The sequence below is a fragment of the Glutamicibacter arilaitensis genome, from assembly GCF_044793945.1.
Classification (GTDB): Bacteria; Actinomycetota; Actinomycetes; order Actinomycetales; family Micrococcaceae; genus Glutamicibacter; species Glutamicibacter arilaitensis_B.
The window spans coordinates 2,478,118-2,501,250 of record NZ_CP084994.1 but is presented as its reverse complement, the minus strand read 5'-3'; the positions used below and the strand labels follow the sequence as shown (position 1 = coordinate 2,501,250).

The window sequence follows — 23,133 nt, the reverse complement described above, 5'->3', positions numbered from 1 at the left end:
CCCGGCCATAGGCTGGGGATTTTTTCGTACCAAGAACTATTTAGTGCCGGTTACGTCGAGGTGATGGGCGAGGAACAATGAGGTGGCTACGCCGTCTTCCTCAGGTTCACGCATCGCATAGTCTTCGATGACCGAACGGATCCGCCCCATCATTTCCTTTTGCGTAGCTTCGGAAAGTTTCAAGCCCACGCGGATGACCTGAATCTCTTGGGGCTCAAGTCCATTGATTTCCTGCAAGAATGTGTCCACCAGCAGGGGAGCGGCATCGGGGATGCGGGTACCCCAAGATTGCCGAGTGCTGCGATACGGAACTTCCTTCGCCCCACGGTTTCCGCGGCGGGCTTCTTCAGCGGTGAGGAAACCGCTGCTCACCAGCGTGCGTACGTGATGCAATGAGGTCGCTGGGTTCAGCTGGAGTATGTCAGCTATTTCCTTGTTGGTGCGGGACTCATGGAGGCACAGGCGCAGAATTCTAAGCCGCAACGGCGAGCTCAATGCTCGAGCGCGGGCTTGGACATGTTCGTCGGACGGCATGTTGCCAGCATACGCGAAACTGATCCAGTGATTGGTATCTTCAAATCACATGTCGTAAAAGTAAGCAGTCTGCGTGCGGGTCCCAACAAGTCATGTGAGCTCATTGGGACCTTGCGGATAGCCGCTGCCCTGCCGACGCGGTTACTTCAGTGTTGGCGGTCGTGAACGGCGTACCGGCGGCGGGGGAACCCGTTTGGCATGGGTGATGTTTTCACGCTCCACGTCGACCGGGCCGCGCCGAGTGCTGATGCGGATCTTATTTTCGTTCACCTCGATGACCTCTCCAAGTACGTCGCTGCTAGCGCGGTTTCCGGTCGCTGCGGATGACTCAGTAAGTCGGTAGCGGACCACAATGCGGTCACCGGGAGTCAGTTCTTCAAATTTCAGCATATTTTCCGTCATGTATTTGTAAGAAGAATTCACTTTCGCAGTCGCACAACGAAATGTGAATCGTCGATTACGTCACAGGATGAGTGTGCGAGATCGCTTGTTTGGGTATCAGGACTAGACTGTATCTAGAGCTTATTGCGGATTCAACGAGCAGTTGTTAAATCCGTGAAACTGAAGTGAAATCTGAAATTCGCGCTAGGAAAGGTCTCAGCACCCGTGACTTACATCATCGCCCAGCCGTGCGTCGACGTTAAAGACAAGGCGTGTGTCGAAGAGTGCCCGGTAGATTGCATTTACGAAGGCGAACGTTCGCTGTACATTCATCCAGATGAGTGCGTCGACTGTGGTGCTTGCGAACCGGTGTGCCCCGTCGAAGCGATCTACTACGAGGACGATGTTCCTGACGAGTGGGCCGACTATTACAAGGCAAACGTCGAGTTTTTCGACGAACTTGGTTCACCGGGCGGCGCCGCTAAGATTGGAAACACAGGAAATGATCACGCGCTGATCAGCGTCCTGCCCCCGCAAAACCAAGGCTAGGTTCCCCTATATATGCTTGAGCTCCCCGATTACCCCTGGAATCAGCTCGCGCCGTACCATAAATTGGCTGCTGAACATCCAGGCGGTGTTGTCGACCTTTCCATCGGCACCCCCGTCGATGACACGCCACAGGTAATCCAGCGGGCTCTGGCAGAGGCCGCAAACTCCCACGGATACCCGACCACACACGGAACACCCGAAGTGCGTCAGGCGATCGTCGATTGGTACGCCCGACGACGTAATGTTACCGGGCTCGGAATTGACGATGTCATGCCGACCGTTGGTTCCAAAGAGCTGGTGGCTTGGCTCCCGCTCTTGCTCGGCATGGGCGTCGACGACATCTTGGTGCGTCCAAAGATCGCCTACCCCACCTACGATATCGGTGCTCGTTTAGTCGGAGCCACGGCCATCGCCGCGGACGATTTGAGCGAACTGACCGAGGCGGAACGCGCTCGCGTCAAGTTGGTCTGGGTTAATTCTCCGGGTAACCCCACGGGCAAGGTTCGCGACGTGGAATCCATGCGCCAACTGGTCGCCGAAGCCCGCGAACTCGGTGCTGTGGTGGCCTCCGACGAATGCTACGCCGAGCTTGGCTGGGATGAGTTCGAAGGTCAAGTGCCCAGCGTTTTGGACCCCCGGGTCAATGGCGGAAACCTTGATAACTTATTCTCGCTGTACTCGTTGTCCAAGCAATCGAATCTCGCTGGATACCGGGCCGCATTCGTTGCAGGTGCCCCGAATTTGATGCCGGCGTTGGTCAACAGCCGCAAACATGCAGGCATGATCGTACCAGGCCCCATCCAGCATGCCATGGTGGTCGCTTTGGGTGATGATGAGCATGTCGCCGTGCAGCGCGAACTGTACCGGGCGCGCCGCGAAGCATTGCGTCCAGCTCTTGAAAACTTCGGGTTGACCATTGAAGATTCCGTGGCCGGGCTTTACCTCTGGTGCACGGAAGGTCGTTCAAGCTGGCAGACGCTACAGCGCCTGGCTGAGCTTGGAATCGTCGCCGGCCCAGGTGCCTTCTACGGAACTGCCGGGCAGTCGCACGTGCGTGTGGCCCTGACCGGTGCCGATGAACGGATCGCCGCGGCGGTTGAGCGGTTGAATTCATCCGCTGCTCGGTGAAGATGACAGTCTAATTAGCGTGAACGGGTCAATTAGCGGTATGTTCTACCGTGACGACTGACCTTTCGGAACTAAAGCCTTTCCGGTTAGGAGATGCAATGACAGATATTAAATCTGCCCAGCTACATTTTGGTGAATCCAACCTAGAGCTACCGGTTATCCCGGCTGCCGAGGGCAACGATGGTTTTAACGTAGCGCCACTTTTGAAGACCACCGGGAACGTAACCTACGATCCCGGCTTCATGAATACCGCGGCCACCAAGTCCGCGATCACCTACATCGACGGCGACGCAGGCATCCTGCGCTACCGCGGTTACCCAATCGAGCAGCTGGCACAGCACTCGAGCTTCACCGAGGTCAGCTACCTGCTGATCAACGGCGAACTGCCTTCGGCAACCCAGTTGGAAACCTTCGACGGTTCGCTGCGCCGCCACACCCTGCTGCACGAAGAGCTCAAGGGCTTCTTCGGCGGTTTCCCACGCGATGCACACCCAATGCCGGTGCTGTCCTCGGCCGTTTCGGCCCTGTCGACCTGGTACCAGGATTCGCTGGATCCAACCGATGACGCGCAGGTCGAGCGTTCGACCTTGCGCCTGCTGGCCAAGCTGCCGGTTCTTGCCGCTTATGCGCACAAGAAGTCCATCGGACAGGCACTGCTGTACCCGGATAACTCGATGAACATGGTCGAGAACTTCCTGCGCCTGTGCTTCGGCACCGCCGCTGAGCCTTACGAGCTGGACCCAGACATGGTCAAAGCCCTTGACCTGCTGCTGATCCTGCACGCAGACCACGAGCAGAACTGCTCGACCTCCACCGTGCGCCTGGTCGGCTCCTCGGATGCGAACATGTTCGCTTCGGTGTCCGCCGGCATTCACGCCCTGTCCGGCCCAGCCCATGGCGGCGCCAACGAGGCAGTGCTGAAGATGCTGCGCGAGATCCAGTCTTCGGGCATGTCTCCTGAGACCTTCATGGAGAAGGTCAAGAACAAGGAAGACGGCGTTCGCCTGATGGGCTTCGGCCACCGCGTGTACAAGAACTACGATCCACGCGCGCGCATCATCAAGCAGACCGCACACGACCTGCTGGCCAAGCAGGGGAACAATCAGCTGCTTGAGATCGCGATGAAGCTGGAAGAAACTGCGCTGAACGATGATTACTTCATCTCACGCAAGCTCTACCCGAACGTAGACTTCTACACTGGCCTGATCTACACCGCGATGGGCTTCCCGGAGAAGATGTTCACCGTCCTCTTCGCCATCGGCCGCCTGCCGGGCTGGATTGCTCAGTGGCGCGAAATGATCAAGGACCCAGAAACCAAGATCGGCCGTCCACGTCAGTTGTACATGGGTGAGACCGAACGCAACTACCCGGGCGTCTAAGCCTCGGATAGCTAGCCAAGTTTGGGCTAAACGGCCGGACAAGCACGAAAGTGTTTGCCCGGCCGTTGTCTGTTTTAACACGTAACATCGGCGTATCCTTGGGTTCAAGGGCGCAGTGATGCGTGGAAAAGTCAGGTGGTGCGCGTGTATTTTCGTCGTGGCAATAATTGGACTTTGGCCATAAATACCAATCCGAGTATGTTGGTGGCTCTTTACCTACGCGAGTTGGGCGGGCTGGACCCGACCGAGGTAGGGCCAAATTCAGGACTGACTGCTGGAATCAAAGCGCGCGGCACTCACCAGGTGGCGGCCGGGCAAATCAAGCAGGAATGGACTTCTTGGTGGGATTCGCTCATTTCCCGGAATCCAACCATTGATGCAGAAGGAACGGTGGATCTGCTGGCGGATTTAGACGCCGGCTGCTATCCGGAATTAGCGAAGCTGGCTAGTGCCCACTACGGGCAGGCCACCTTGTTCGCTCATCAACACCGTGCAAAATTCAGTGAACAGTCCAAGGACTATATTCCGCAGCGCATGGACGAGGCAGAACGTATCATCATCGACCACGGGGTTGAACATGCACAAGATGCGGATGAAAAACAGATTCATCTCATCGATGTGCCGCTCACCGAGCCGCGGGCCTGGTTGATCGGAGGTGCGACGATTGTCGCGAGTACCTCGCTATTGCGTGACGGGAGGGCCTTCCACGGTTACATTCAACCAATGGTGACCATCATCTTCCCCTGAGGGCAACGCATAAAGGTCGAGGGACACACCAATTGGTGCGTCCCTCGACCTTTATACGTAGGGAGAATTAGTTAGCGTGCAGAGCGCTATTCAGCTCGACCTGCTGTCCGGCGCGGGCGAGCGCCTCAACCGCGCCGCTGACCGAGTTGCGGCGGAAGAGCAGGTTAGGGACGCCGGATAGCTCAAGGGCCTTGACCGACTTCGTACCGAGCTGCACCCGGGTTCCGGCGGTAACATAGAGTCCGGCTTCGACTACGCAATCATCTCCAATGGAGATGCCCACGCCCGCGTTCGCGCCCAGCAGGACGCGCTCGCCAATGGTGATGCGCTCCTTGCCGCCGCCGGAGAGCGTGCCCATGATCGAGGCGCCGCCGCCAACGTCGGAGCCGTCACCGACAACTACCGAGGCGGAGATCCGGCCTTCGACCATCGAGGCGCCCAAGGTTCCCGCATTGAAGTTCACGAAACCCTCATGCATCACGGTGGTGCCTTCGGCAAGGTGCGCCCCGAGGCGGACACGGTCCGCATCGGCAATACGCACACCGGTGGGCAATACATAGTCGACCATGCGTGGGAACTTGTCCACGCCGAAGACGTCGACGTTGCCGCGGGCACGAAGTTTCAGTCGGGTCATTTCAAATCCCTCTACCTGGCAGGGGCCGAAGTTGGTCCACACGACGTTTGCCAGATGCCCGAATACGCCGTCGAGGTTGATCGAGTTCGGGGTGACAAGACGGTGGGACAGCAAGTGCAACCGTAGCCACACATCGGCGGTGTCGGCCGGCGCCACATCCAGGTCAATGGTCAGTGAGATGACTTTCTGAGTGGTGCCACGCTGTGCATCGTCGGAAGCTGCGGCGGCAAGTTCGCCTGAAAGTTCTGGAGCCTGGGCAAGCACACCGAGAACGGGTGCTGGGTACCATACGTCGAGCACGGTGCCGTCGGTCGCGATGGTGGCTAGGCCGTGACCGGAGGCCAAACGTACTGAGGAGTCAAATGATGCTGCTGCGGGTTCAAAAGTCATTCTCTGATCGTAGCGTTTGCACTGCGAGTAATGTTGATAAATGACAGCGGAATGCAATCAAAAAGTGAAGAACGATGGGTATTGTGAACGAATTAGATCTTCGAGAAGACGTCGCCAGCTTGACCGAACGAATCATGAATATCGAGTCCGTCTCCGGCAATGAGAAGGAACTAGCGGACGCGGTGCATCAAGCGTTGCTCGGGCTGGACCACCTGGAGGTGCATCGGGATGGGGACTCCATCGTTGCGCGCACTCGGCTCGGACGCGAGCGGCGGGTAGTCCTCGCCGGTCACCTGGATACAGTGCCGCTGCCACATACCCAAGGCGCGCGAGGCACGGTCCCGGCCACGGTAGTCGACGGAGTGCTCTACGGCCGAGGCGCGACGGATATGAAGGGCGGCGTCGCAGTCCAGCTGGCTCTTGCCGCCGAATTGACCGATCCACGCTACGACGTCACTTACATCTTCTACGATCACGAAGAAGTCGCTGCGGCTAAGTCTGGTTTGGGGCGGCTGGCCCGAAACGCTCCAGAGTTGCTGACGGCCGACTTTGCGATTTTGCTTGAACCAACCAACGGCACGGTCGAAGGCGGATGCAATGGTACGAGCCGTTTCCTGGTGAGAACCACTGGTGCGGCAGCCCATTCGGCTCGCGCATGGATGGGGGAGAACGCCATCCATAAGGCCGCTCCGATCTTGGCACGCTTGGCTGACTATGAACCGCAGACTGTCGACGTCGAAGGTTTGGCTTACCGGGAATCGATGAACGCGGTACGGATCGCCGGCGGCATTGCCGGGAACGTGATTCCGGACTACTGCGAGGTTGAGGTCAATTACCGCTTCGCCCCGGACAAGGACCTGTCCCAAGCCGAAGCAGTTGTACGCGCCCTGTTCGACGGATTCGAGGTCGAACGCACCGATGGCGCGGAAGGTGCCCGTCCGGGGCTGGACCAACCCATTGCGGCCTCGCTGGTCAAGATTCTCGGCCAAGAGCCCAAGCCAAAATACGGTTGGACGGATGTGTCGCGTTTTTCGGCGCTGGGAATATCGGCTGTGAACTTTGGCCCGGGCGATGCCCTGCTTGCCCACACCGACGATGAACATGTCACGCAGCAGGCGATCCGCGATTGCCTCAATACCCTGCGTGCGTGGTTGCGCGAGACCAATTAGGGTCAGCACCCTTGGACGGCGGTTAAAACAGTAGTTGCCTCCCCAAAAGGAGAGGCAACTACTGGCGAACGGCAATCCAGCTAGCTCCGTGGATTCGGCTCGTCCTTGATGTTCGGAGTTGGTTCCACCGGGAGTCCCGACGGAGCTCCGACGACTACAGGTTGAGGTGGCTGACCGCCGGTCTTGTCCTTTTTCACCCTGCTGCTTAGACGGCGCGAGACGATCTCGGCAATCTTGCCTAGGGTGAAGTTGATCAGGATGAAGATCGCTGCGGCAACGATCAGTGCCTGCAGGACGTTGCCATTGGGAGACGAGTAGGTGCGTGCGAAGAAGAGCAGTTCATTGAAACTGATGATGTAGCCCAGTGCCGAGTCCTTCAAGATGACAATGAACTGCCCGATCAAGGCCGGCAGCATGGCTACCAAAGCCTGAGGGATCTCAATGAATCGCAATGACTGCCCACGGGTCAGGCCAATGGCGATGCCTGCCTCGCGTTGCCCCTTGGGCAGGTTATGCACGCCGGAACGCACAAGCTCAGCGACTACCGAACCGTTGTAGAACACCAGCGCGGCGACCACAGCCCAAAGAGCGGTATCTCCAGGCAGTTGCAAGGAACGCGAAAAGAACACGTTGAAGAACACGATCATCAGCAGCACCGGCACCGCGCGGAAGAATTCCACGACTACGGTGCTGAACCCGTTGATGAATTTGTTCTGGGAAAGCCTTCCAACGCCAAAGATCAGGCCGAAGATCACCGAGCCGACGATGCCGAGGACGGCTGCCTTGAGGGTGTTCATCAGACCAGGCAGCAGATAGTTGACCCATGTGCTGCTTTCGATGAAGTCATCCCATTGGGCAGGTTGCATCTGGTCCTTGTTTGTCAGACCGATGATGATCCAAGCCAGAAGCCCGGCCGCTATCAGCGCGCCGACGACGTTGATAGCAAGAATGATTCGTCGGGCCCGAGGCCCTGGGGAATCAAAAAGAATCGAGGCGCTCATCGTGCCACCGCCAGTTTCTTGGAGAGCCAGGTTGTTAGCAGACCCACCGGGATCACAATGATCACAAAGCCGATGGCAAAGGTAAGGAAGATTGGAATCACGATATCGGCTCGGAATTCGATCATGGTCTTCATTGTCGAGGAGGCCTCCGTTGCCACCGAGCCGACGGCTGCAACTGTCGAGTTCTTGATCAGTGCGATCAAGGTGTTACCCAACGGGACGATTGCGCCGCGGAAGGCCTGCGGCAAGATGACCTCGCGGGCTGCTGGCAAGAAGCTCAGCCCGATGGCGCGAGCGGCTTCGGCCTGCCCCAGCGGCACGGTGTTCACGCCCGAGCGGATGGCCTCGCAGACGAATGCTGCGTGGTACAGCGCAAGTCCCATGACCGCCAAGCGGAAGAAGTTGCCCTGGAAATCTCCACCTAAGGTGAAGCCCAATTGCCCGTATAGCGCCAGCACTCCGAAGAGGATGATGATTGTCAGCGGAGTGTTCCTGATGAGGTTCACATAGCCGGCGCCGATTGCGCGGAAGCTGGCGACCGGGGAAATACGCAGGAGCGCTAGCACGGTACCTAGGAGCACTGCGCCCAAAGCGGCCCAGAAAGTTAGTTGAATGTTGACCCAGAATGCTCCGGGTATGTCATATTCAGTGAATATCGATAGATAATTGTCCACTGTAAGCCTCTATCTCGATGGCCGCACCTGCGGCCAAGCGGCTATGGGTGTGGTGCCCGCCGTAAGGGGCACCGCGAAACATGAAGGTGTGCAAAGGGGCCAACGACTATGCGCTTGGCCCCTTTGCTACGGATGTTGCTATGCGCAGGTATCCGAGAGTTCCGGTGGGTTGGTCTCCGAATTCGGCGTGTAGCCGGTGCCCTCGGTGTTTGCTGTCAAGGCTTCGTCCCAGGCGCCGGATTCGATCATCTTGCTGATCGCCGCGTTGATGTCGCCGCACTTGTCGGTTCCATCGGGAAGGCCGACGCCGTAGTTCTCCTCGGAGAATGGTGCGCCAACGACCTTGAACTTGCCCTGGTAGGCAGGCTGGGCTGCCAAACCAGCGAGGATGATGTCATCGGTGGTCACTGCGTCGATGGTGCCGCCACCCATCTGGGTCACGCATTCTGCGTAACCCGGAAGCTCCTGCAGGTTGGTGTTCTCTGCGTAGTTGTCCTTCACCTTCTGGGCCGAGGTGGAACCCGTGACCGAGCACAGGTTCTTGCCGTTTAGGTCTTCGGGACTCGCGATATCCGAATCGGTGGCCACCAATAGATCCTGGCCTGCAACGAAGTATGGACCGGCGAAGTCGACAACCTTGTTGCGTTCCTCGGTGATCGAATAGGTTGCGAAGATCATGTCGACCTGGTCATTCTGGAGCATGGTTTCGCGGTTCGCTGAAGGAGCCGAAATCCACTCGATGTTCTCCTCGGTGTAGCCCAGCTCATTGGCTACATACTTGGCAACATCTACGTCGAATCCGGTGTAGTTGTTGCCGTCCTTGAAGCCGAGGCCCGGCTGGTCGAACTTGATGCCGATGCGGATGCTATCGGCATCGCCTTCGCCGCTCCCGCCGCCACATGAAGTGAGGGCCAAAGCCGCCACGGCTGCCATTGCGGCGACTGCGCCTAAACGATTCTTACGCATGATTCCTCCTGAATACAGAATGCGGTGATGGAATTAGTGGTTGGTTATGAGCTTGCCCAGGAAGTCCTTGGCACGCGCGCTTTGTGGGTTGGTGAAGAACTCGTCCGGAGTGGCCTGCTCGACGATCTGGCCGTCGGCCATGAAAATCACGCGGTCGGCGGCCTTGCGGGCGAAGCCCATCTCGTGGGTCACCACGAGCATGGTCATGCCTTCCTTGGCCAACCCGACCATGGTGTCTAGCACCTCGTTGATCATCTCCGGGTCCAGCGCACTGGTCGGTTCATCAAACAGCATGACCTTCGGCCGCATAGCCAGCGCACGAGCAATTGCCACGCGCTGCTGCTGACCGCCCGAAAGCTGAGCTGGTAGCTTGCCGGACTGGTTAGCTACGCCCACGCGCTCTAGGAGCTGCATGGCGAGCTTGTCCGCCTCGGACTTCTTCATACCCTTGACCTTGATCGGTCCGAGCGTCACGTTCTCCAGAATCGACTTATGCGCGAAAAGGTTGAAGGACTGGAAAACCATTCCCACATCGGCGCGAAGGGTCGCTAGAGCCTTGCCCTCTTCGGGCAGGACTTTGCCATCAATGGTGATTGTGCCGTCGTCAATCGTCTCCAGACGATTGATGGCACGGCACAGCGTCGACTTACCCGAACCAGAAGGTCCGAGAATGACTACTACTTCACCTTTGGTGACCTGAAGGTTGATGTCGTTCAGAACATGTAGTGCCCCATAATGCTTGTTGACCCCAGTCAGTTCTACGATGGGGCCGTCAGAAGAAGCTTGAGCCTGATGATCGCTTTTCATAATTTAGACATTACTTCATGTGACGCACATAATGCGAGGATGCGATTGCGTCACAAAAAGTTGTTATCAAACTGTTCTGTAATCGTGCGTCGGGCAATTCGCTAGATGTTGGGTAGTTACCGATAGAGTGAGGTCATGGTCCATAAGCGTAAAAGCGAAGAAAATGCGCGTGCAGGGCGCAAGGTCCACGTTGAAGCGAGCTGGCCGAACAAACAGCCAGCCGAGCAACTCGACCGCTACTTGTTGGAGAGCCCGCAGGGGGACGCCACGCATAGTGACGTGTGGCGCGTGCTACGCATCCAGTCGGAATTTGTCTCTGGATTCGGATCATTGGCAGGACTCGGGCCTGCGGTTTCGGTATTCGGTTCGGCACGCACCGATCCGGACAGCGTGTACTACCAGCAGGCCTATCACATCGGCAAACGCCTGGCTCAGTCCGGGGCGATCACCATTACCGGTGGCGGCCCAGGCACGATGGAGGCTGCGAATAAGGGAGCCAGCGAAGCGGATGGTTCGTCAGTTGGCCTGGGAATTGAGCTGCCTTTCGAAACCGGACTTAACTCCTGGGTGAACCGCGGCATCAATTTCCGTTATTTCTTTGTTCGTAAAACCATGTTCGTCAAATACTCCCAGGGCTTTATCGTGCTTCCTGGCGGTTATGGAACCTTAGATGAACTTTTCGAGGCGCTGACCTTGGTGCAGACTCAGAAGATCACCGGGTTCCCGATTGTTCTGGTTGGCACCGAATATTGGGGTGGATTGGTCGATTGGCTGACGAATGTGGTGGCCAAGGAACGCGCAATTTCACCGAAGGACCTGAATTTATTCCACCTCACCGACGATCCGGACGAAGCCGTAGACATCGTGTTGCGTAATATGGTGGAGGACCTGGATAAGAACCAAGCGAACCGGAGTTAGTCATGCCATTTTTTCTCATAGCATTGGCGATCTTGGCCGTGGGGGGCGTGGCGTTACTGATTTCAAACCAACGAAAATCGGTTCCGGCGGGTCGCCATTTCGAATCGTCGGGTGAACCGATCGTGGGGCTAGTGGAGCATGAAGCGTCTTTGCCGCCGGTGTTGTTACCGGAGCATCCACGAGCCAACGATATTGACTCCGTGAAGTTCTCGCTGGGACTGCGCGGCTACCGCTGCGATCAGGTAGATGACACGCTAGATGTGCTGGCCGCTGAAATTACGCGACTGGAAAATACAATTCGTGACATGGAGTCCCGGCGTGTGATTAGCGACACGACGCAAAATTAGCAATAATAGAAGATAAGTGTCCCTTATCAGCGACGAATCATCGCAGAAGGTGGACTGAGACATTGGGTTGTGCGCAAAGCAAAAAATGTTGCGCGCGTTAGCCACGGACGAAGGGAACAGCTCATATGGCTGCGATGAAGCCACGTACCGGTGACGGGCCTATGGAAGTCACCAAAGAGGGCCGAAGCCTGATTTTGCGACTGCCAATCGACGGCGGAGGTCGTCTGGTGGTGGAGCTGAACAGTGCGGAAGCAACTGAACTGCGTAACTGTCTAGTTGGGGTCACCGAATAATTCTTTAGCTAACTGAGGGCCGGCAAATTTGCCGGCCCTCAGTTATCTCTACCCACCCAACGCGGGGTTCAAGCGCGCTTTATGTGCGGTCAGCACCGTGGCAACGAATAATCCTTGTTCGCTGGGGAAGAGGTGGGTTTGCAGTTTAGGGTCCTCGCGCAGCAGGCGAAGCGCGTCGCGAGTGGCAACGGTTGATGGGCGTCGAACCGCGGGACGGGCCAGGCGATGTTCATCGAACGCGTTATTCAAAACGATCACCCCGCCGGGGCCTACCAGACGCTTGGCCTCTGCCACGTAGTCCAGCAGCAGTTCCGCGCTGGCATCGATAAGCACTAGGTCATAGGCGTGGTCGGCCAAGCGAGAGAGCACATTCTCGGCGCGCTCATTGATGATGCGAACGCGAGCGGAGAGGATTCCCGCTTCACGCAGGCCTTGGCGCATGGCATTTGCATGCTCCAAGTCCGATTCGATGGCCGTCAGCGTCCCGGTGGCGCCCATGGCTTCGAGCATCGCCATGGAGGCAACTCCTACCCCGGAGCCGATCTCGACGATGCTGTGCGGGGCGCGCAAGGAGCAGAGCAGGGCGAGCATCGAGCGCCCAGCCGGGTCGATGCATCGAACACCAAGATCCGCGGCCCGTTCGCGTGCGGCAAGCACATGATCGCGCTCGGGCAGCTGGTTTTGGCTGTAGCCCCAGCTAGCAAGGAGTTCTGGATTCATCGAAGGCATGAGTGTGTGGTCCTTGGGATTGTCTGTCGGGTGGTCCGGAGACCATCGTACCCACCGCGTTCGGTCGAACTTGGACGAACTGCGGGCAGGTGCGCAGGGGATTCTTAGCTTCAGCTCAGCTTCTCGGGTCACACTTGTAGAGTGAACACTGCAAGAAGTCAGCTAATTGCCCCCGTGGACGGCCCCGAAACCGAGACCCCCTCATGGGACGCCATGGTGCAAGACCATGGCGAACGGGTCTTCCGTTTGGCGTACCGTCTGACCGGCAACCGCCAGGACGCCGAGGATCTTTCGCAAGAAGCCTTTGTCCGGGCGTTCAACGCTTTGGAGAACTATACGCCCGGCACCATGGGCGGATGGCTGCACCGCATCACCACCAACCTTTTCCTCGATCAGGCACGGCGCAAGTCAAAAATCCGGTTCGACCGTTTTGCCGAAGGCGCGGAGGATCGGTTTCCAAGCACCGCGGTCACCCCCGAGCGGGACTTCGAATTCAACAATCTTGATGTAGACGTGGCCAAAGCGCTCAAGGCGCTCGCCCCGGACTTCAGGGCAGCGATCGTGCTCTGCGATATGGAGGGCTTCTCCTATGAGGAAGTCTCGCAGATCCTGAACGTGAAGCTAGGCACGGTGAGGTCGCGCATCCACCGTGGACGTTCCATGCTGCGCGACGCGTTGGCGCACCGCAACCCGGCAAACCGCGCCCCGTTGACCGTGAGCTTGCCGCGCATCCCGTTGGGATTGCGCACCGCAAAACAGGGCTAGCGCATAAGTCATCCGCCGTGGCGCGGTGATTTCAACCATTTGAAGCCGACAAGGTAATCTTTCATACGTGGAGTTTATTGGAATCAATGGCGGAGAATTCATTATTCTCGCCATCCTCGCAGTGGTGATCTTGGGTCCCGAAAAGCTTCCGGAGTACGCCAAAAAACTGGCTAATCTGGTCAAGGAACTACGCCGTATGGCCAATGGTGCCAAGGAGCAGCTGCGTGAGGAAGTCGGCGACGAGGTCGCTGACATGGACTGGCGCAAGCTGGACCCGCGACAGTACGACCCGCGGCGGATCATCAAAGAAGCTCTCATCGACGAATTCGACGACGCCGTGAACGTGGCCAAGGCCAAACCGCAGGCCGCCGAAGCTCCGGTGCGAACCTCCATTGCAACGCAGCAGCAGCAACCGCTGGGAACTGACGAGCTGGCTCCCTTTGATTCGGAAGCCACCTAGAACTTCTAGAAGGACATTGGCAGCGATCGCCCGGCAAGCCCGCGCGGTCGCTGTCCTAATTTCTGCGCTAGCTGGCGCAAGGAAGCGGCCACCGGCGACACGGGGGTGCTGAGCACCACCGGGACACCTTGATCCGAACCCACCCGCACCGCCTCTTCCAGGGGCAGCTGGGCGAGCAAGCCGACCGGGTACCCAAGCTGCGTGCTGAGCGACTCGCTGAGCCGCTGGCCTCCACCGGTTCCGAAAATTTCCATCTTGCTGCCATCGGGCAGGCTCAGGTAGCTCATATTCTCCACCACGCCGATAACCCGTTGTTTGGTTTGCAGCGCGATGGTTCCGGCGCGTTCGGCCACCGCGGTCGCGGTGGACTGCGGGGTGGTGATCACCAATAATTCGCTATTCGGCAACAGCTGCGAAACCGAGATCGCCATATCCCCGGTGCCCGGGGGAAGATCCAGCAGCAGCACGTCCAAGTCTCCGAAATACACGTCGGTCAAGAACTGCTCCAGGGCACGGTGCAGCATCGGTCCACGCCAGATCACCGGCTGATTCGAGTCCAAGAACATGCCGATGGAAATGACCTTAACCCCGTGGGCCACCGGTGGCAGGATCATCTCATCGACGCGGGTCGGTTTCCCGGTAATGCCCATCAACGCCGGAATCGAAAAACCATGCACGTCGGCGTCGATCAGCCCGACCTTCAACCCATCAGCGGCCATGGCGGCCGCCAGATTCGCGGTAATTGAGGACTTGCCGACCCCGCCCTTTCCGCTGGCCACCGCAATAACGCGAGTTAGCGAGTCCGGGTCGGAGAATACGGTGCGCTTAGCCTTCAAGCCCTCGCGCAGGTCCGCGCGCTGCTGCGGGGACATCACATCCAAGATGACTTTCACCTGAGCCACCTCGGGAAGCGCTCCAACCGCCTTGGCCACGTCTGCTTCGATGGTTGAACGCATGGGGCAGCCGGCGATGGTCAGCAGGATTCTGACCTGTGCGGTGCCGTCAACCAGTTCCGCAGAAGCCACCATGCCCAGCTCGGTGATGGGGCGGCGCAGTTCCGGGTCGATCACGGATTCGAGAGCGCGGTGCAGGTCCGCGGATTGGGTCACTATGGTTTTGCCTTCCGATGCTGAGAGCGGTTGGAATCAACCGTGTCTATTAATCCGGTGGCTGGATTGCTGTGCTTATTCTTGCGCTTGGCACGCAGATGCAGGTCTTCGCCATCGGTGGTTTCGAGCAGTTCTTCGAGCACATTGCGCAGCTCCGAACGCACGTAGTCTCGGGTGGCGACATCGCGCATCGCCAGGCGCAGGGAGGCGAGCTCCCGGGTGAGGTATTCGGTGTCGTAGAGGTTGCGTTCGGCGCGGTTGCGGTCCTCGGTGACCGAGACGCGGTCGCGGTCATCCTGGCGGTTCTGCGCGAGCAGCAGCAGCGGGGCAGCGTAGGAGGCCTGCAGGGAGAGCATCAGGGTCAACGCGGTGAAGCCGATGGCCGCATCGTCAAAGCGCCAAGCCGCCGGCGCGACGGTATTCCAGACGAGCCAGAACGCGCAGAAGATCGTCATGTAGAACAGGAACTGCGGGGTTCCCATGAAACGGGCGAATTTCTCCGTGGCCGAACCGAAGAGGTCCGGATCGGGGGAGAACTTCGGCCAGAGGCGGCTGCGTGCCGATAGGGGAGTATCCAGCCCGTTGCTCTTGCGCTGTTCGGCCATGGGGTGAACTCCTTTGCTACTGATCGAAAATGCTGAAGCTTGGTGGCCTAATCCGCCGAGCGCCAGTCATCGGGAAGGATGTGGTCCAGGACGTCGTCAACGGTGATGGCACCGACGAGCCGGCCCTCGTTATTGACCACTCCCACCGAGGTGAGGTTGTAGGTCGCCAAATGGCGGACCACGTCGGTGATGCTCGACAGGTCCGACATCGGCTCAAGTTCTTTATCCAGAATATCGCCCAGCGGCTCCGGGGGAGCGGCGCGCAACAGGGCCTGGATGTGAACTTGGCCTAGATAGCGCCCGGTGGGGGTCTCCAGAGGCGGGCGCACCACATAGACGGTGGAGGCCAATGCCGGACTGATCTCCTCAAGGCGAACCGAGGCCAGCGCTTCGGCCACCGAGGATTCGGGGGTGAGGATCACCGGCACCGGGGTCATCACCGAACCGGCGGTGCCTTCCGGATAGGCCAGCAGGCGACGGACGTCTTCGGCTTCTTCCTCGTTCATCAGTTCAAGCAGCTGATGCTTGGTCTCTTCGGCCACCTCGGCGAGCAGGTCGGCCGCGTCGTCCGGGTCCATCTCTTCGAGTACATCCGCGGCACGTTCCAGGCTGAGCGCGGAGAGGATTTCAACCTGTTCGCGGTCCGGCAGCTCCTGCAAGACATCGGCCAGGCGGTCATCTTGCAGATGCGCGGCGACTTCCAGCCGGCGCTTGCCGGTCATCTCATGCAGCGCGTCGGCGAAGTCGGCGGCCTTCATCTCATCGTGGGTGGCCACGAAATTATCCGCGGACTGCGGTTCGCTCTGTTCCCCCTGGCGGATCTCCTCCCAGGAGACCAGCACCTTGTTGCGGCGGCGGGTGCGGCGCCCGAGCAGGGTGCTGGTCGTTTCCAGGCGCTGGACGAAGTATTCGTTGATTTCCCAATCCCCGCGCCGGGTCTGGGTCAGGCCTACGTCTTCGATCAACCCGCGCCCGGAGGCATCGAGGAAGGTGACCGTGCGGTCGAACATTTCGGCAACGACGAGCATTTCCTGCCCGCGCTGCTGGAAGCGACGCATATTGACCAGTCCGGAGCAGATGACCTGGGTGGATTCCATGGATTGGATCCGGGTCATGGGCACGAAGACGCGGCGTTTGCCCGGGACTTCGACGACGACACCGACACAAGCCGGTGCCCGCTGGGGGCCGCGCGAAACGACGACGACGTCGCGCAACCGGCCCAGGCGATCGCCTAAGGGGTCGAAGACGTCCAGCCCGAGTAGCCGGGCGACAAAGATTTTAGAAACGTGTGCGCTCACCGTTCTAGCCTAGCGTGCGAAGGGGCCGTTAGCGGTGTGTTGGGCCACGTCGGCTGGCAGGATTCTTTCACCCTCAGCGATAGTGGGTGTACAACTGGGCGCACTCACAGTATTAGCGTGCACAATAGTAGGTATGACCTCGCCGCATGGAGTAAATTCAATCAGCCCCAACGGTTTGCCCCGTGGCGAACTGCTTGGGCGCTACACCAGCTATCTGGATGCCCAGAAACTGGTCGACTATTTAGCAGATAATAACTTCCCGGTTTCAGCCGTGAGCATCGTGGGCAATGACGTGCGCACCGTGGAACGGGTGACCGCCAAACTTTCCTACCCGAAGGTCGCGCTATCGGGCGCGGCGCAGGGTGGCATGATGGGCCTCTTCGTGGGTCTGCTGCTTTCGCTCTTCGGCGGCACCGGAACCGGCCTGTACCAAATCCTTTCGGCCATCGGGCTGGGCATGGCGATCTGGATGATTGCAGGAGTGGTTTCCTACTCCATGCGCCGCGGCAAGCGCGACTTCGCCTCGTCGAGCAAGTTTGTGGCGACCAGTTTTGACGTGGTGGTTGACTTCGAGCATTCCCAGACTGCCCGTCAATTGGCCGCGCAGCTGCCGATGCGTCCACAGCAGGCGCCAGGCGCACAACCGCCAGCACAGCCGGCCCCACCGGCTGCCGCTCCGATGCAGCAGCCTCCGGTAGCCGCCGAGGCGACAACGGTACCGGCCGAGGAACCAAAGGCCGCTCCGACCAGCCAATTCGGTGACCTGCCAGATGGCCGCCCACGCTACGGTGTACGCGTTGAGGAACCAAAGCCTGCAGCGCCAGCGCAGCCTGAGGTGCAAGACGTGGCACAGGCCGAGCCCACGGTGAAGCAGGATGCCGTGGTGCAGTCGCCGACCGGCGAACGCGCCCCGGATGAAACCGAGCAGCCACCGGCCGAAGCTGAAGAATCCGAAGAAGAGACCAAGAAGCAGTAGCCGCAGCGCGCAGAACTCGCTATGGCACTTCCGCAGTGAGCGGAGCGCCATAGCGAGTTTTTTCATGCCCTCTGGTCCATGCGCGGCAACCTGGCATGCAAAAACCAGGGGCAGCCGGGCCTTCCCAGGTGGAAACCGGCTGCCCCTGGCAACAATTGGGTTAGCGCTTGCGCATTAACCGCGCAGCTTGGCCATCCATGCCTCGACCTCGTCGGGGTTGCGCGGCAGGGCTGCGGACAGGTTGACCGCACCGTCGGCGGTTACCAGGATGTCGTCCTCGATGCGTACCCCGAGCCCGCGGTACTCTTCCGGGATCGCGAGATCTTCGTTCTTGAAGTAAAGCCCTGGCTCAATGGTGAACACCATGCCTTCGACAAGTTCGGCATCCAGGTAGAGATCCGCACGGGCCTGAGCGCAATCGTGCACGTCCAGGCCCAGGTGGTGGCTGGTGCCGTGCGGCATCCAGCGGCGGTGGTGCTGGCCTTCGGGGGACAGCGCCTCTTCCAGGGAAACCGGAAGCAGTCCCCAGTCCTGCAGGCGTTCGGCGAGCACTGTGGTGGCGATCTGGTGCAGGTCGCGGAACTTCAGCCCGGGACGGACCGCGGCGTAGGTTGCATCGGCGGCGTCGAGCACGGCCTGGTAGACCTTGCGCTGCAGTTCGGTGTACTTGCCGGAGACCGGCAGGGAGCGGGTGATGTCCGCGGTGTAGAGCGATTCGGCTTCTACCCCGGCGTCCAGCAGCAGCACCTCGCCCTCGTTCACCGCACCGGTGTTGCGGATCCAGTGCAGGATCGTCGCGTTGTTGCCCGAAGCTGCGATGGTGTCATAACCCAGTTCGTTGCCCTCTAGCCGGGCGCGGGCGAAGAAGGTGCCCTCTACGATGCGTTCGCCGCGCTGGTGGGCGATGGCCACGTCCAGATTGCGTACGACATCCTCGAATCCTGCGATCGTGGCATCCACGGACTTCTGCAGTTCGGCCAGTTCGTACTCGTCCTTGATCAGGCGCAGTTCGGAGACGAACTCGGAGAGCTCATTATCCAGCGCGTCGCTGGCCTCCAGGTCCTGTCCGGTGTTGATGCGGGAGGTATCGACGAGCGCCTCGACGTTCAGGTCGACCTCGCGCATCAGGCGCACGCGGATCCCGCCCAGGGCCTGCGGCCCCGAGTTCTTGGTCAGCGCATTTTCGAGCATGTCCAGCGACTCGGTGGGGATTCCGGTGCGGGCGGACATGGTGCTCAGCGTGGGGCGTGGACCCACCCAGAATTCACCGGCGCGTGAATCAAGGTAGAAGTCCGAGCTGTCTCGGCCTGCCATCGGCGCGAAGTACAAGGAGGCCGCGTGGTTCCCGCCCTGATCGCCGGCCCCGTCATCGGTTGGTTCCAGCACAAGGACGGCATCCGGTTCGTGGTCGACGCCTAAACCGGTGAGGTGCGCGAAGGCTGAATGCGGGCGGAACCGGTAGTCAGTGTCGTTCGAGCGGACCTTTGCAGGGCCGGCCGGAATGACCAGGCGTTCGCCCGGGAACTGTGCGGAGAGGGCAGCGCGGCGGGTGGCGGCGTAGCTTGCTGCAGGATCTGCTGCGGGAAGCTGGGAGGTGTCCGGTGCCCACGAGGAAGCCATGAACTTCTTGAAGACTTCCGAGGTGGGGCGCTGGGAACGGTTGTTGACGCGATCTTCGAGCGGCTGGTCGTTGCCCGAAGGCGAAGAAACTTGATTGGTCATACTTCTAAGTGTGTCACCGATTCGGGTATCCGGGCAAAGTAGCAGTAGGCGAGCTAATCTAGGGATATGCGAATTGACCTGCACACCCATTCAAATGTTTCGGATGGGACGCAACCCCCTGCCGAACTGATCGCGTCTGCCAAGCAGGCCGGTTTGGATGTGGTGGCACTGACCGATCATGATCAGACCACCGGGTGGGCCCAGGCGCGCGAGACGGCTCAGGAACTCGGAGTGGGTTTTGTCCCTGGCATGGAAATCACCTGTCAGGACTATCAGGGAATCAGCGTGCACCTGCTGTGCTATTTACAGGACCCCAGCTATCAGCCGTTGCTGGACGAGCTGGACATTTCCCGTCATTCCCGGGTTATACGCGCCCAGCGCATAGTGGACCGGCTTGCCGAAGACTTTCCGATCAGCTGGGACTTGGTGTCCGAGCATTGCCAGCCCGGCGCCACGGTAGGCCGCCCGCATATTGCCGATGCGCTAGTTACCGCCGGAATCGTGGAAACCCGCAATGAGGCGTTCGCAAATATTCTTTCGGCTCGGTCGCGCTATTACGTGGCGCACCCGGCCATCGATCCGCGCGACGCGGTGCGTCTGGTCCTTGAAGCAGGGGGAGTGCCGGTCTTCGCGCACCCTGCGGCCACCTTGCGAGGCCGCGTTGTGCCGGAGTCGACCTTCCACGACATGATCGATGTGGGACTTGCCGGAGTGGAGATCCATCATCGTGACAACATCGAGGAAGGCAAACTCTTCCTCACCCGGTTGGCCAAGCAATACGATCTGATCGTAACCGGTTCCTCCGATTACCATGGTGCCGGAAAACTGAACCGGCTCGGTGAGAATCTCACCGAGCCGGACATGTTGCAACGAATTATTGCGGCGGGAACCGGAGCTCAGGCCTCTTTGTAGGTGGTGGTTTCCGGCAAGCGGGAACGCATCACCTCGATGGCTTCGGCATTCTGATCGATCAGCACGAAGCGTCGATTCAACTTTGCGGATACCGCGCCGGTTGTCCCGGACCCGGCGAAGAAATCCAGTACCCAATCGCCTTCACGCGATGATGCGTTGATGATCCGACGCAAAATCCCTTCGGGCTTCTGCGTCGGGTATCCGGTCTTTTCCTTGCCCGTCGGTGACACGATGGTATGCCACCAGACATCGGTAGGGAGTTTGCCCAGTGCACGCTTTTCCGGGGTTACCAGACCAGGAGCCATATATGGTTCGCGGTCTACCTCGGCCGAATCGAAGTGGTACTTCTTCAGATTCTTCACGTAAACCAAGATGGTGTCGTGCTTTGCCGGCCAGCGGCTCTTGGCTCGAGCACCGTAGTCGTAGGCCCAGATCAATTCGTTCAAGAAGTTCTCTCGGCCGAAAATCTGGTCCAGCAGCACCTTGACGTAGTGCACCTCGCGGTAGTCCAGATGAACGTAGAGCGTGCCATCCTCGGCGAGCAACCGGTGAGCTTGCAGCAACCGGGGCTCGATGAAGCTGAGATAGTCATCAAAGCTGTCGTGATAGGAGCGTGCGGCTCCCAGCTCGGTGTTGTAGGACAATCCCTTGAAGCCAACCCGGTCGCCTTCGCCTTCGGCGGCCCGGACCATGGTGCGCTGCGCACGGGTTTGCTTCCGGCCGGTGTTGAACGGCGGGTCGACGTAGATCAGCGTGAAGCTCTCGTCGGGGAGTTCCGACAGCGCCTTCATATTGTCACCGTGCAGCACGGTATTTTCCTGCGCCGGTGCGCCCGCGGATACTGCGGGCGCACCGGTTTCGGGCAGGGTAGAATCCTCTGGTTGAGCGAGCACCGTGGGTACTGAATCCTTTCGGAAGAAGAATGGAAACGGAGAACTAGTTAGTCCTGCGTTCCACCCTCGGTGCTGCGGGTGCGGCGGCGTGGCCGGCGACGGGCGCGTGATTCCTGATCGGAGTCGGTGCCGGCGGCTGGCTGTTCCTCGTGCTGGTGGGTAGCGCGGTGGCGTTCGCCTTCACGCGCCGGACGGTCCTGCCTGCCCTTGGAATGACCGTGGCGGCTGGCGCCCTGATCACCGGACTGCTCGCCTTCGCCGGAGCGGGTGCGGTTCCGGCTGCCGGTGCTGCGGCGGCGCGGGGTGCGCTCGGCGCGCTCCGAGTCGTCGCGGCGTGCTGAGCCGTCGCCCTCGGCCGGCGCGGTCTTCTTCGCACGCTGCAAGCGGCCCTTGGTCCCTTTGGGGATGTCCAGGTCGGCAAAGAAGTGCGGCGAGGAGGAGTAGGTTTCCACAGGTTCTGGCACATTCAGGCCCAGCGCCTTGTTGATCAATGACCAGCGAGGCACCGAATCCCAGTCCACGAAGGTCACTGCGATGCCGGTGTTGCCGGCGCGGCCGGTACGGCCCACGCGGTGCAGGTAGGTCTTCTCATCATCCGGGCACTGCAGGTTCACCACGTGGGTGACGTCGTCCACGTCGATGCCGCGGGCCGCGACGTCGGTGGCGACAAGGATTTCCACCTTGCCTGCGCGGAATGCCTTCAGCGACTGCTCGCGGGCTCCCTGGCCGAGGTCGCCGTGCAGGGCGCCGGCGTTGAAACCGCGGTCGATCAGTTCGTCGGTGAGCTTGGCGGCCGAACGCTTGGTCTGGGTGAAGATGATGGACTTGCCACGGCCTTCGGCCTGCAGCAGGCGGGCAACCATCTCGTCCTTGTCCAGGTTGTGCGCACGGTAGACCAGCTGGCGGATGTTGCGCTTGGTCAGCGAATCGTCATCACCCGGGTCGGTGGCACGGATGTGGGTCGGACGGGACATGTAGCGGCGGGCCATGGTGATCACGGCGCCGGGCATGGTGGCCGAGAACAGCATTGCCTGGCGTACCGGTGGCAGGGCAGCGAGGATGCGCTCCACATCGGGCAGGAAGCCCAGGTCCAGCATTTCGTCGGCCTCGTCGAGGACGACGGTCTTGATCTGCTTCAGGTTCAGCACGCGCTGGCGGTTCAGGTCGATCAGGCGTCCTGGGGTGCCGACAATCACGTCGGTGCCGGCCTTGAGCGCGTTGATCTGCTCTTCGTACGGGCGGCCGCCGTAGATGGTGGTGATCGAGATGTTCGAATGCTTCGAGGCCTGCGCCAGATCGGCGCCGACCTGAATGGCCAGCTCGCGGGTCGGAGCAACGATCAGTGCCTGCGGGGCACCTGGGAATTCGAGATTCTCGTAGCCCTTGTCACCCTCGCGGATGACGCGTTGCAGAGCCGGGATGCCGAAGCCCAGGGTTTTACCTGTGCCGGTCTTCGCCTGGCCGATGATGTCGTTGCCACCGAGCGCTACCGGAAGGGTGAGGGACTGGATGGGGAAGGGATACTCAATGCCTGCTTCGAGTAGCGAAGCGACGATGTCTTCGCGGACCTTGAGCTCGGCGAAGGTCTGCTTGGGAACCTCAACGTCGGCGGTATCAATTGGTTCGGGGAGTTCGACCTGTTCGGTCGATAGCGTCGTGTCGGTCACGATGTGTGTGTTCTCGTTTCATTTGTGGCACCGGAACTGGTGCTGCCAGCCCTGAGCTTTCAGGGGGCCGGCACCTGCCG

26 protein-coding genes are annotated in these 23,133 nt (G+C 59.8%); 12 read left to right on the top strand and 14 right to left on the bottom strand.

Going from position 1 to position 23,133, the window contains the following annotated elements; all coding sequences use genetic code 11:
• Nucleotides 1-36 precede the first annotated feature (36 nt).
• Together LG294_RS11730 and LG294_RS11725 are read right to left on the bottom strand one after the other, a co-directional pair.
• Nucleotides 37-534, bottom strand: coding sequence for a helix-turn-helix domain-containing protein (locus LG294_RS11730; protein WP_404285907.1), 498 nt, complete (start codon nucleotides 532-534; stop codon nucleotides 37-39).
• Nucleotides 535-675: 141 nt separating this feature from the next.
• Nucleotides 676-936 (bottom strand): hypothetical protein, encoded by a 261-nt coding sequence (locus LG294_RS11725; protein ID WP_404285905.1) that lies wholly within the window; start codon nucleotides 934-936, stop codon nucleotides 676-678.
• Between the two features lie 204 nt (nucleotides 937-1,140).
• Here LG294_RS11725 and fdxA point away from each other — a divergent pair, with 204 nt between their 5' ends.
• The 4 genes from fdxA (at nucleotide 1,141) to LG294_RS11705 (ending at nucleotide 4,718) form a co-directional block, all read left to right on the top strand.
• Entirely contained in the window at nucleotides 1,141-1,464 is a 324-nt protein-coding gene (gene fdxA / locus LG294_RS11720) for a ferredoxin (RefSeq protein WP_404285903.1), read from the top strand.
• Between the two features lie 12 nt (nucleotides 1,465-1,476).
• Nucleotides 1,477-2,592: a succinyldiaminopimelate transaminase gene (gene dapC / locus LG294_RS11715; RefSeq protein WP_404285901.1), complete on the top strand. Its 1,116-nt coding sequence runs from the start codon at nucleotides 1,477-1,479 to the stop codon at nucleotides 2,590-2,592.
• Between the two features lie 98 nt (nucleotides 2,593-2,690).
• Entirely contained in the window at nucleotides 2,691-3,971 is a 1,281-nt protein-coding gene (locus LG294_RS11710; protein ID WP_404285899.1) for a citrate synthase, read from the top strand.
• A 135-nt stretch (nucleotides 3,972-4,106) separates the two neighbouring features.
• Entirely contained in the window at nucleotides 4,107-4,718 is a 612-nt protein-coding gene (locus tag LG294_RS11705; RefSeq protein WP_404285897.1) for a hypothetical protein, read from the top strand.
• A 67-nt stretch (nucleotides 4,719-4,785) separates the two neighbouring features.
• On the opposite strand, the gene dapD is transcribed toward LG294_RS11705, so the two are convergent.
• Complete coding sequence (dapD, locus tag LG294_RS11700; protein ID WP_404285895.1) at nucleotides 4,786-5,742, bottom strand: 2,3,4,5-tetrahydropyridine-2,6-dicarboxylate N-succinyltransferase; 957 nt, start codon at nucleotides 5,740-5,742, stop codon at nucleotides 4,786-4,788.
• A 74-nt stretch (nucleotides 5,743-5,816) separates the two neighbouring features.
• Here dapD and dapE point away from each other — a divergent pair, with 74 nt between their 5' ends.
• Nucleotides 5,817-6,911: a succinyl-diaminopimelate desuccinylase gene (dapE, locus tag LG294_RS11695; RefSeq protein ID WP_404285893.1), complete on the top strand. Its 1,095-nt coding sequence runs from the start codon at nucleotides 5,817-5,819 to the stop codon at nucleotides 6,909-6,911.
• A gap of 80 nt (nucleotides 6,912-6,991) precedes the next feature.
• Here dapE and LG294_RS11690 read toward each other — a convergent pair whose 3' ends face one another.
• The 4 genes from LG294_RS11690 to LG294_RS11675 form a co-directional block, all read right to left on the bottom strand.
• Entirely contained in the window at nucleotides 6,992-7,912 is a 921-nt protein-coding gene (locus LG294_RS11690) for an amino acid ABC transporter permease (protein ID WP_404285891.1), read from the bottom strand.
• On the bottom strand, nucleotides 7,909-8,586 hold the full coding sequence (locus LG294_RS11685; RefSeq protein WP_404285889.1) for an amino acid ABC transporter permease: 678 nt from the start codon (nucleotides 8,584-8,586) through the stop codon (nucleotides 7,909-7,911). Before LG294_RS11685 ends, LG294_RS11690 begins: the two co-directional genes overlap by 4 nt.
• Before the next feature lie 138 nt (nucleotides 8,587-8,724).
• On the bottom strand, nucleotides 8,725-9,552 hold the full coding sequence (locus LG294_RS11680) for a glutamate ABC transporter substrate-binding protein (protein WP_404285887.1): 828 nt from the start codon (nucleotides 9,550-9,552) through the stop codon (nucleotides 8,725-8,727).
• 33 nt (nucleotides 9,553-9,585) lie between these two features.
• Nucleotides 9,586-10,317: an amino acid ABC transporter ATP-binding protein gene (locus tag LG294_RS11675; RefSeq protein ID WP_404291742.1), complete on the bottom strand. Its 732-nt coding sequence runs from the start codon at nucleotides 10,315-10,317 to the stop codon at nucleotides 9,586-9,588.
• A gap of 177 nt (nucleotides 10,318-10,494) precedes the next feature.
• Here LG294_RS11675 and LG294_RS11670 point away from each other — a divergent pair, with 177 nt between their 5' ends.
• From LG294_RS11670 to LG294_RS11660, 3 genes are all read left to right on the top strand, one after another.
• Entirely contained in the window at nucleotides 10,495-11,277 is a 783-nt protein-coding gene (locus LG294_RS11670; protein WP_404285885.1) for a TIGR00730 family Rossman fold protein, read from the top strand.
• Nucleotides 11,278-11,279: 2 nt separating this feature from the next.
• A complete protein-coding gene (locus tag LG294_RS11665) occupies nucleotides 11,280-11,624 on the top strand; it encodes a DivIVA domain-containing protein (RefSeq protein WP_404285883.1) in 345 nt (114 codons plus the stop codon).
• A 125-nt stretch (nucleotides 11,625-11,749) separates the two neighbouring features.
• Nucleotides 11,750-11,917, top strand: a complete 168-nt coding sequence (locus LG294_RS11660) for a DUF3117 domain-containing protein (RefSeq protein ID WP_096284556.1) — start codon at nucleotides 11,750-11,752, stop codon at nucleotides 11,915-11,917.
• A gap of 48 nt (nucleotides 11,918-11,965) precedes the next feature.
• Here the strand turns inward: LG294_RS11660 and LG294_RS11655 are convergent, their stop codons facing one another.
• Entirely contained in the window at nucleotides 11,966-12,646 is a 681-nt protein-coding gene (locus tag LG294_RS11655) for an O-methyltransferase (RefSeq protein ID WP_404285881.1), read from the bottom strand.
• 213 nt (nucleotides 12,647-12,859) lie between these two features.
• On the opposite strand from LG294_RS11655, the gene LG294_RS11650 reads away from it, so the two are divergent.
• Both LG294_RS11650 and LG294_RS11645 read left to right on the top strand, forming a co-directional pair.
• Nucleotides 12,860-13,411, top strand: a complete 552-nt coding sequence (locus LG294_RS11650) for a sigma-70 family RNA polymerase sigma factor (RefSeq protein ID WP_404291740.1) — start codon at nucleotides 12,860-12,862, stop codon at nucleotides 13,409-13,411.
• A 67-nt stretch (nucleotides 13,412-13,478) separates the two neighbouring features.
• Complete coding sequence (locus tag LG294_RS11645) at nucleotides 13,479-13,871, top strand: sec-independent translocase (RefSeq protein WP_404285879.1); 393 nt, start codon at nucleotides 13,479-13,481, stop codon at nucleotides 13,869-13,871.
• Between the two features lie 5 nt (nucleotides 13,872-13,876).
• On the opposite strand, the gene LG294_RS11640 is transcribed toward LG294_RS11645, so the two are convergent.
• The 3 genes from LG294_RS11640 to LG294_RS11630 are packed head-to-tail and all read right to left on the bottom strand — an operon-like array spanning nucleotide 13,877 to nucleotide 16,883.
• The gene (locus tag LG294_RS11640) at nucleotides 13,877-14,980 is read right to left on the bottom strand and encodes an Mrp/NBP35 family ATP-binding protein (RefSeq protein WP_404285877.1); all 1,104 of its coding nucleotides are present in this window, start codon (nucleotides 14,978-14,980) and stop codon (nucleotides 13,877-13,879) included.
• A complete protein-coding gene (locus LG294_RS11635; protein ID WP_404285875.1) occupies nucleotides 14,980-15,585 on the bottom strand; it encodes a DUF1003 domain-containing protein in 606 nt (201 codons plus the stop codon). The genes LG294_RS11640 and LG294_RS11635 overlap by 1 nt, the downstream gene beginning before the upstream one ends.
• A 47-nt stretch (nucleotides 15,586-15,632) precedes the next feature.
• Complete coding sequence (locus LG294_RS11630) at nucleotides 15,633-16,883, bottom strand: magnesium transporter MgtE N-terminal domain-containing protein (protein ID WP_404285873.1); 1,251 nt, start codon at nucleotides 16,881-16,883, stop codon at nucleotides 15,633-15,635.
• A 133-nt stretch (nucleotides 16,884-17,016) separates the two neighbouring features.
• On the opposite strand from LG294_RS11630, the gene LG294_RS11625 reads away from it, so the two are divergent.
• Nucleotides 17,017-17,859 (top strand): general stress protein, encoded by an 843-nt coding sequence (locus tag LG294_RS11625; protein ID WP_404285871.1) that lies wholly within the window; start codon nucleotides 17,017-17,019, stop codon nucleotides 17,857-17,859.
• Nucleotides 17,860-18,033: 174 nt separating this feature from the next.
• On the opposite strand, the gene LG294_RS11620 is transcribed toward LG294_RS11625, so the two are convergent.
• On the bottom strand, nucleotides 18,034-19,581 hold the full coding sequence (locus LG294_RS11620) for an aminopeptidase P family protein (protein WP_404285869.1): 1,548 nt from the start codon (nucleotides 19,579-19,581) through the stop codon (nucleotides 18,034-18,036).
• A gap of 66 nt (nucleotides 19,582-19,647) precedes the next feature.
• On the opposite strand from LG294_RS11620, the gene LG294_RS11615 reads away from it, so the two are divergent.
• Nucleotides 19,648-20,493 carry a PHP domain-containing protein gene (locus LG294_RS11615; protein ID WP_404285867.1) on the top strand — a complete coding sequence of 282 codons (846 nt, stop codon included), beginning with the start codon at nucleotides 19,648-19,650 and terminating at the stop codon, nucleotides 20,491-20,493.
• Here the strand turns inward: LG294_RS11615 and LG294_RS11610 are convergent.
• Nucleotides 20,478-21,284, bottom strand: coding sequence for a DNA-methyltransferase (locus LG294_RS11610; protein WP_404291738.1), 807 nt, complete (start codon nucleotides 21,282-21,284; stop codon nucleotides 20,478-20,480). The two genes, LG294_RS11615 and LG294_RS11610, sit on opposite strands and share 16 nt — an antisense overlap.
• Before the next feature lie 149 nt (nucleotides 21,285-21,433).
• On the bottom strand, nucleotides 21,434-23,053 hold the full coding sequence (locus LG294_RS11605; RefSeq protein ID WP_404285865.1) for a DEAD/DEAH box helicase: 1,620 nt from the start codon (nucleotides 23,051-23,053) through the stop codon (nucleotides 21,434-21,436).
• Nucleotides 23,054-23,133: the final 80 nt, after the last annotated feature.

What these genes read in the sequence shown, in the direction of transcription:
- LG294_RS11730 (WP_404285907.1), bottom strand. Translation starts at nt 534, where the DNA reads ATGCCGTCCGACGAACATGTCCAAGCCCGCGCTCGAGCATTGAGCTCG.
- LG294_RS11725 (WP_404285905.1), bottom strand. Translation starts at nt 936, where the DNA reads ATGACGGAAAATATGCTGAAATTTGAAGAACTGACTCCCGGTGACCGC.
- dapC (WP_404285901.1), top strand. Translation starts at nt 1,477, where the DNA reads ATGCTTGAGCTCCCCGATTACCCCTGGAATCAGCTCGCGCCGTACCAT.
- LG294_RS11710 (WP_404285899.1), top strand. Translation starts at nt 2,691, where the DNA reads ATGACAGATATTAAATCTGCCCAGCTACATTTTGGTGAATCCAACCTA.
- dapD (WP_404285895.1), bottom strand. Translation starts at nt 5,742, where the DNA reads ATGACTTTTGAACCCGCAGCAGCATCATTTGACTCCTCAGTACGTTTG.
- dapE (WP_404285893.1), top strand. Translation starts at nt 5,817, where the DNA reads ATGGGTATTGTGAACGAATTAGATCTTCGAGAAGACGTCGCCAGCTTG.
- LG294_RS11690 (WP_404285891.1), bottom strand. Translation starts at nt 7,912, where the DNA reads ATGAGCGCCTCGATTCTTTTTGATTCCCCAGGGCCTCGGGCCCGACGA.
- LG294_RS11680 (WP_404285887.1), bottom strand. Translation starts at nt 9,552, where the DNA reads ATGCGTAAGAATCGTTTAGGCGCAGTCGCCGCAATGGCAGCCGTGGCG.
- LG294_RS11670 (WP_404285885.1), top strand. Translation starts at nt 10,495, where the DNA reads ATGGTCCATAAGCGTAAAAGCGAAGAAAATGCGCGTGCAGGGCGCAAG.
- LG294_RS11665 (WP_404285883.1), top strand. Translation starts at nt 11,280, where the DNA reads ATGCCATTTTTTCTCATAGCATTGGCGATCTTGGCCGTGGGGGGCGTG.
- LG294_RS11660 (WP_096284556.1), top strand. Translation starts at nt 11,750, where the DNA reads ATGGCTGCGATGAAGCCACGTACCGGTGACGGGCCTATGGAAGTCACC.
- LG294_RS11655 (WP_404285881.1), bottom strand. Translation starts at nt 12,646, where the DNA reads ATGCCTTCGATGAATCCAGAACTCCTTGCTAGCTGGGGCTACAGCCAA.
- LG294_RS11650 (WP_404291740.1), top strand. Translation starts at nt 12,860, where the DNA reads ATGGTGCAAGACCATGGCGAACGGGTCTTCCGTTTGGCGTACCGTCTG.
- LG294_RS11635 (WP_404285875.1), bottom strand. Translation starts at nt 15,585, where the DNA reads ATGGCCGAACAGCGCAAGAGCAACGGGCTGGATACTCCCCTATCGGCA.
- LG294_RS11625 (WP_404285871.1), top strand. Translation starts at nt 17,017, where the DNA reads ATGACCTCGCCGCATGGAGTAAATTCAATCAGCCCCAACGGTTTGCCC.
- LG294_RS11620 (WP_404285869.1), bottom strand. Translation starts at nt 19,581, where the DNA reads ATGACCAATCAAGTTTCTTCGCCTTCGGGCAACGACCAGCCGCTCGAA.
- LG294_RS11615 (WP_404285867.1), top strand. Translation starts at nt 19,648, where the DNA reads ATGCGAATTGACCTGCACACCCATTCAAATGTTTCGGATGGGACGCAA.
- LG294_RS11610 (WP_404291738.1), bottom strand. Translation starts at nt 21,284, where the DNA reads ATGAAGGCGCTGTCGGAACTCCCCGACGAGAGCTTCACGCTGATCTAC.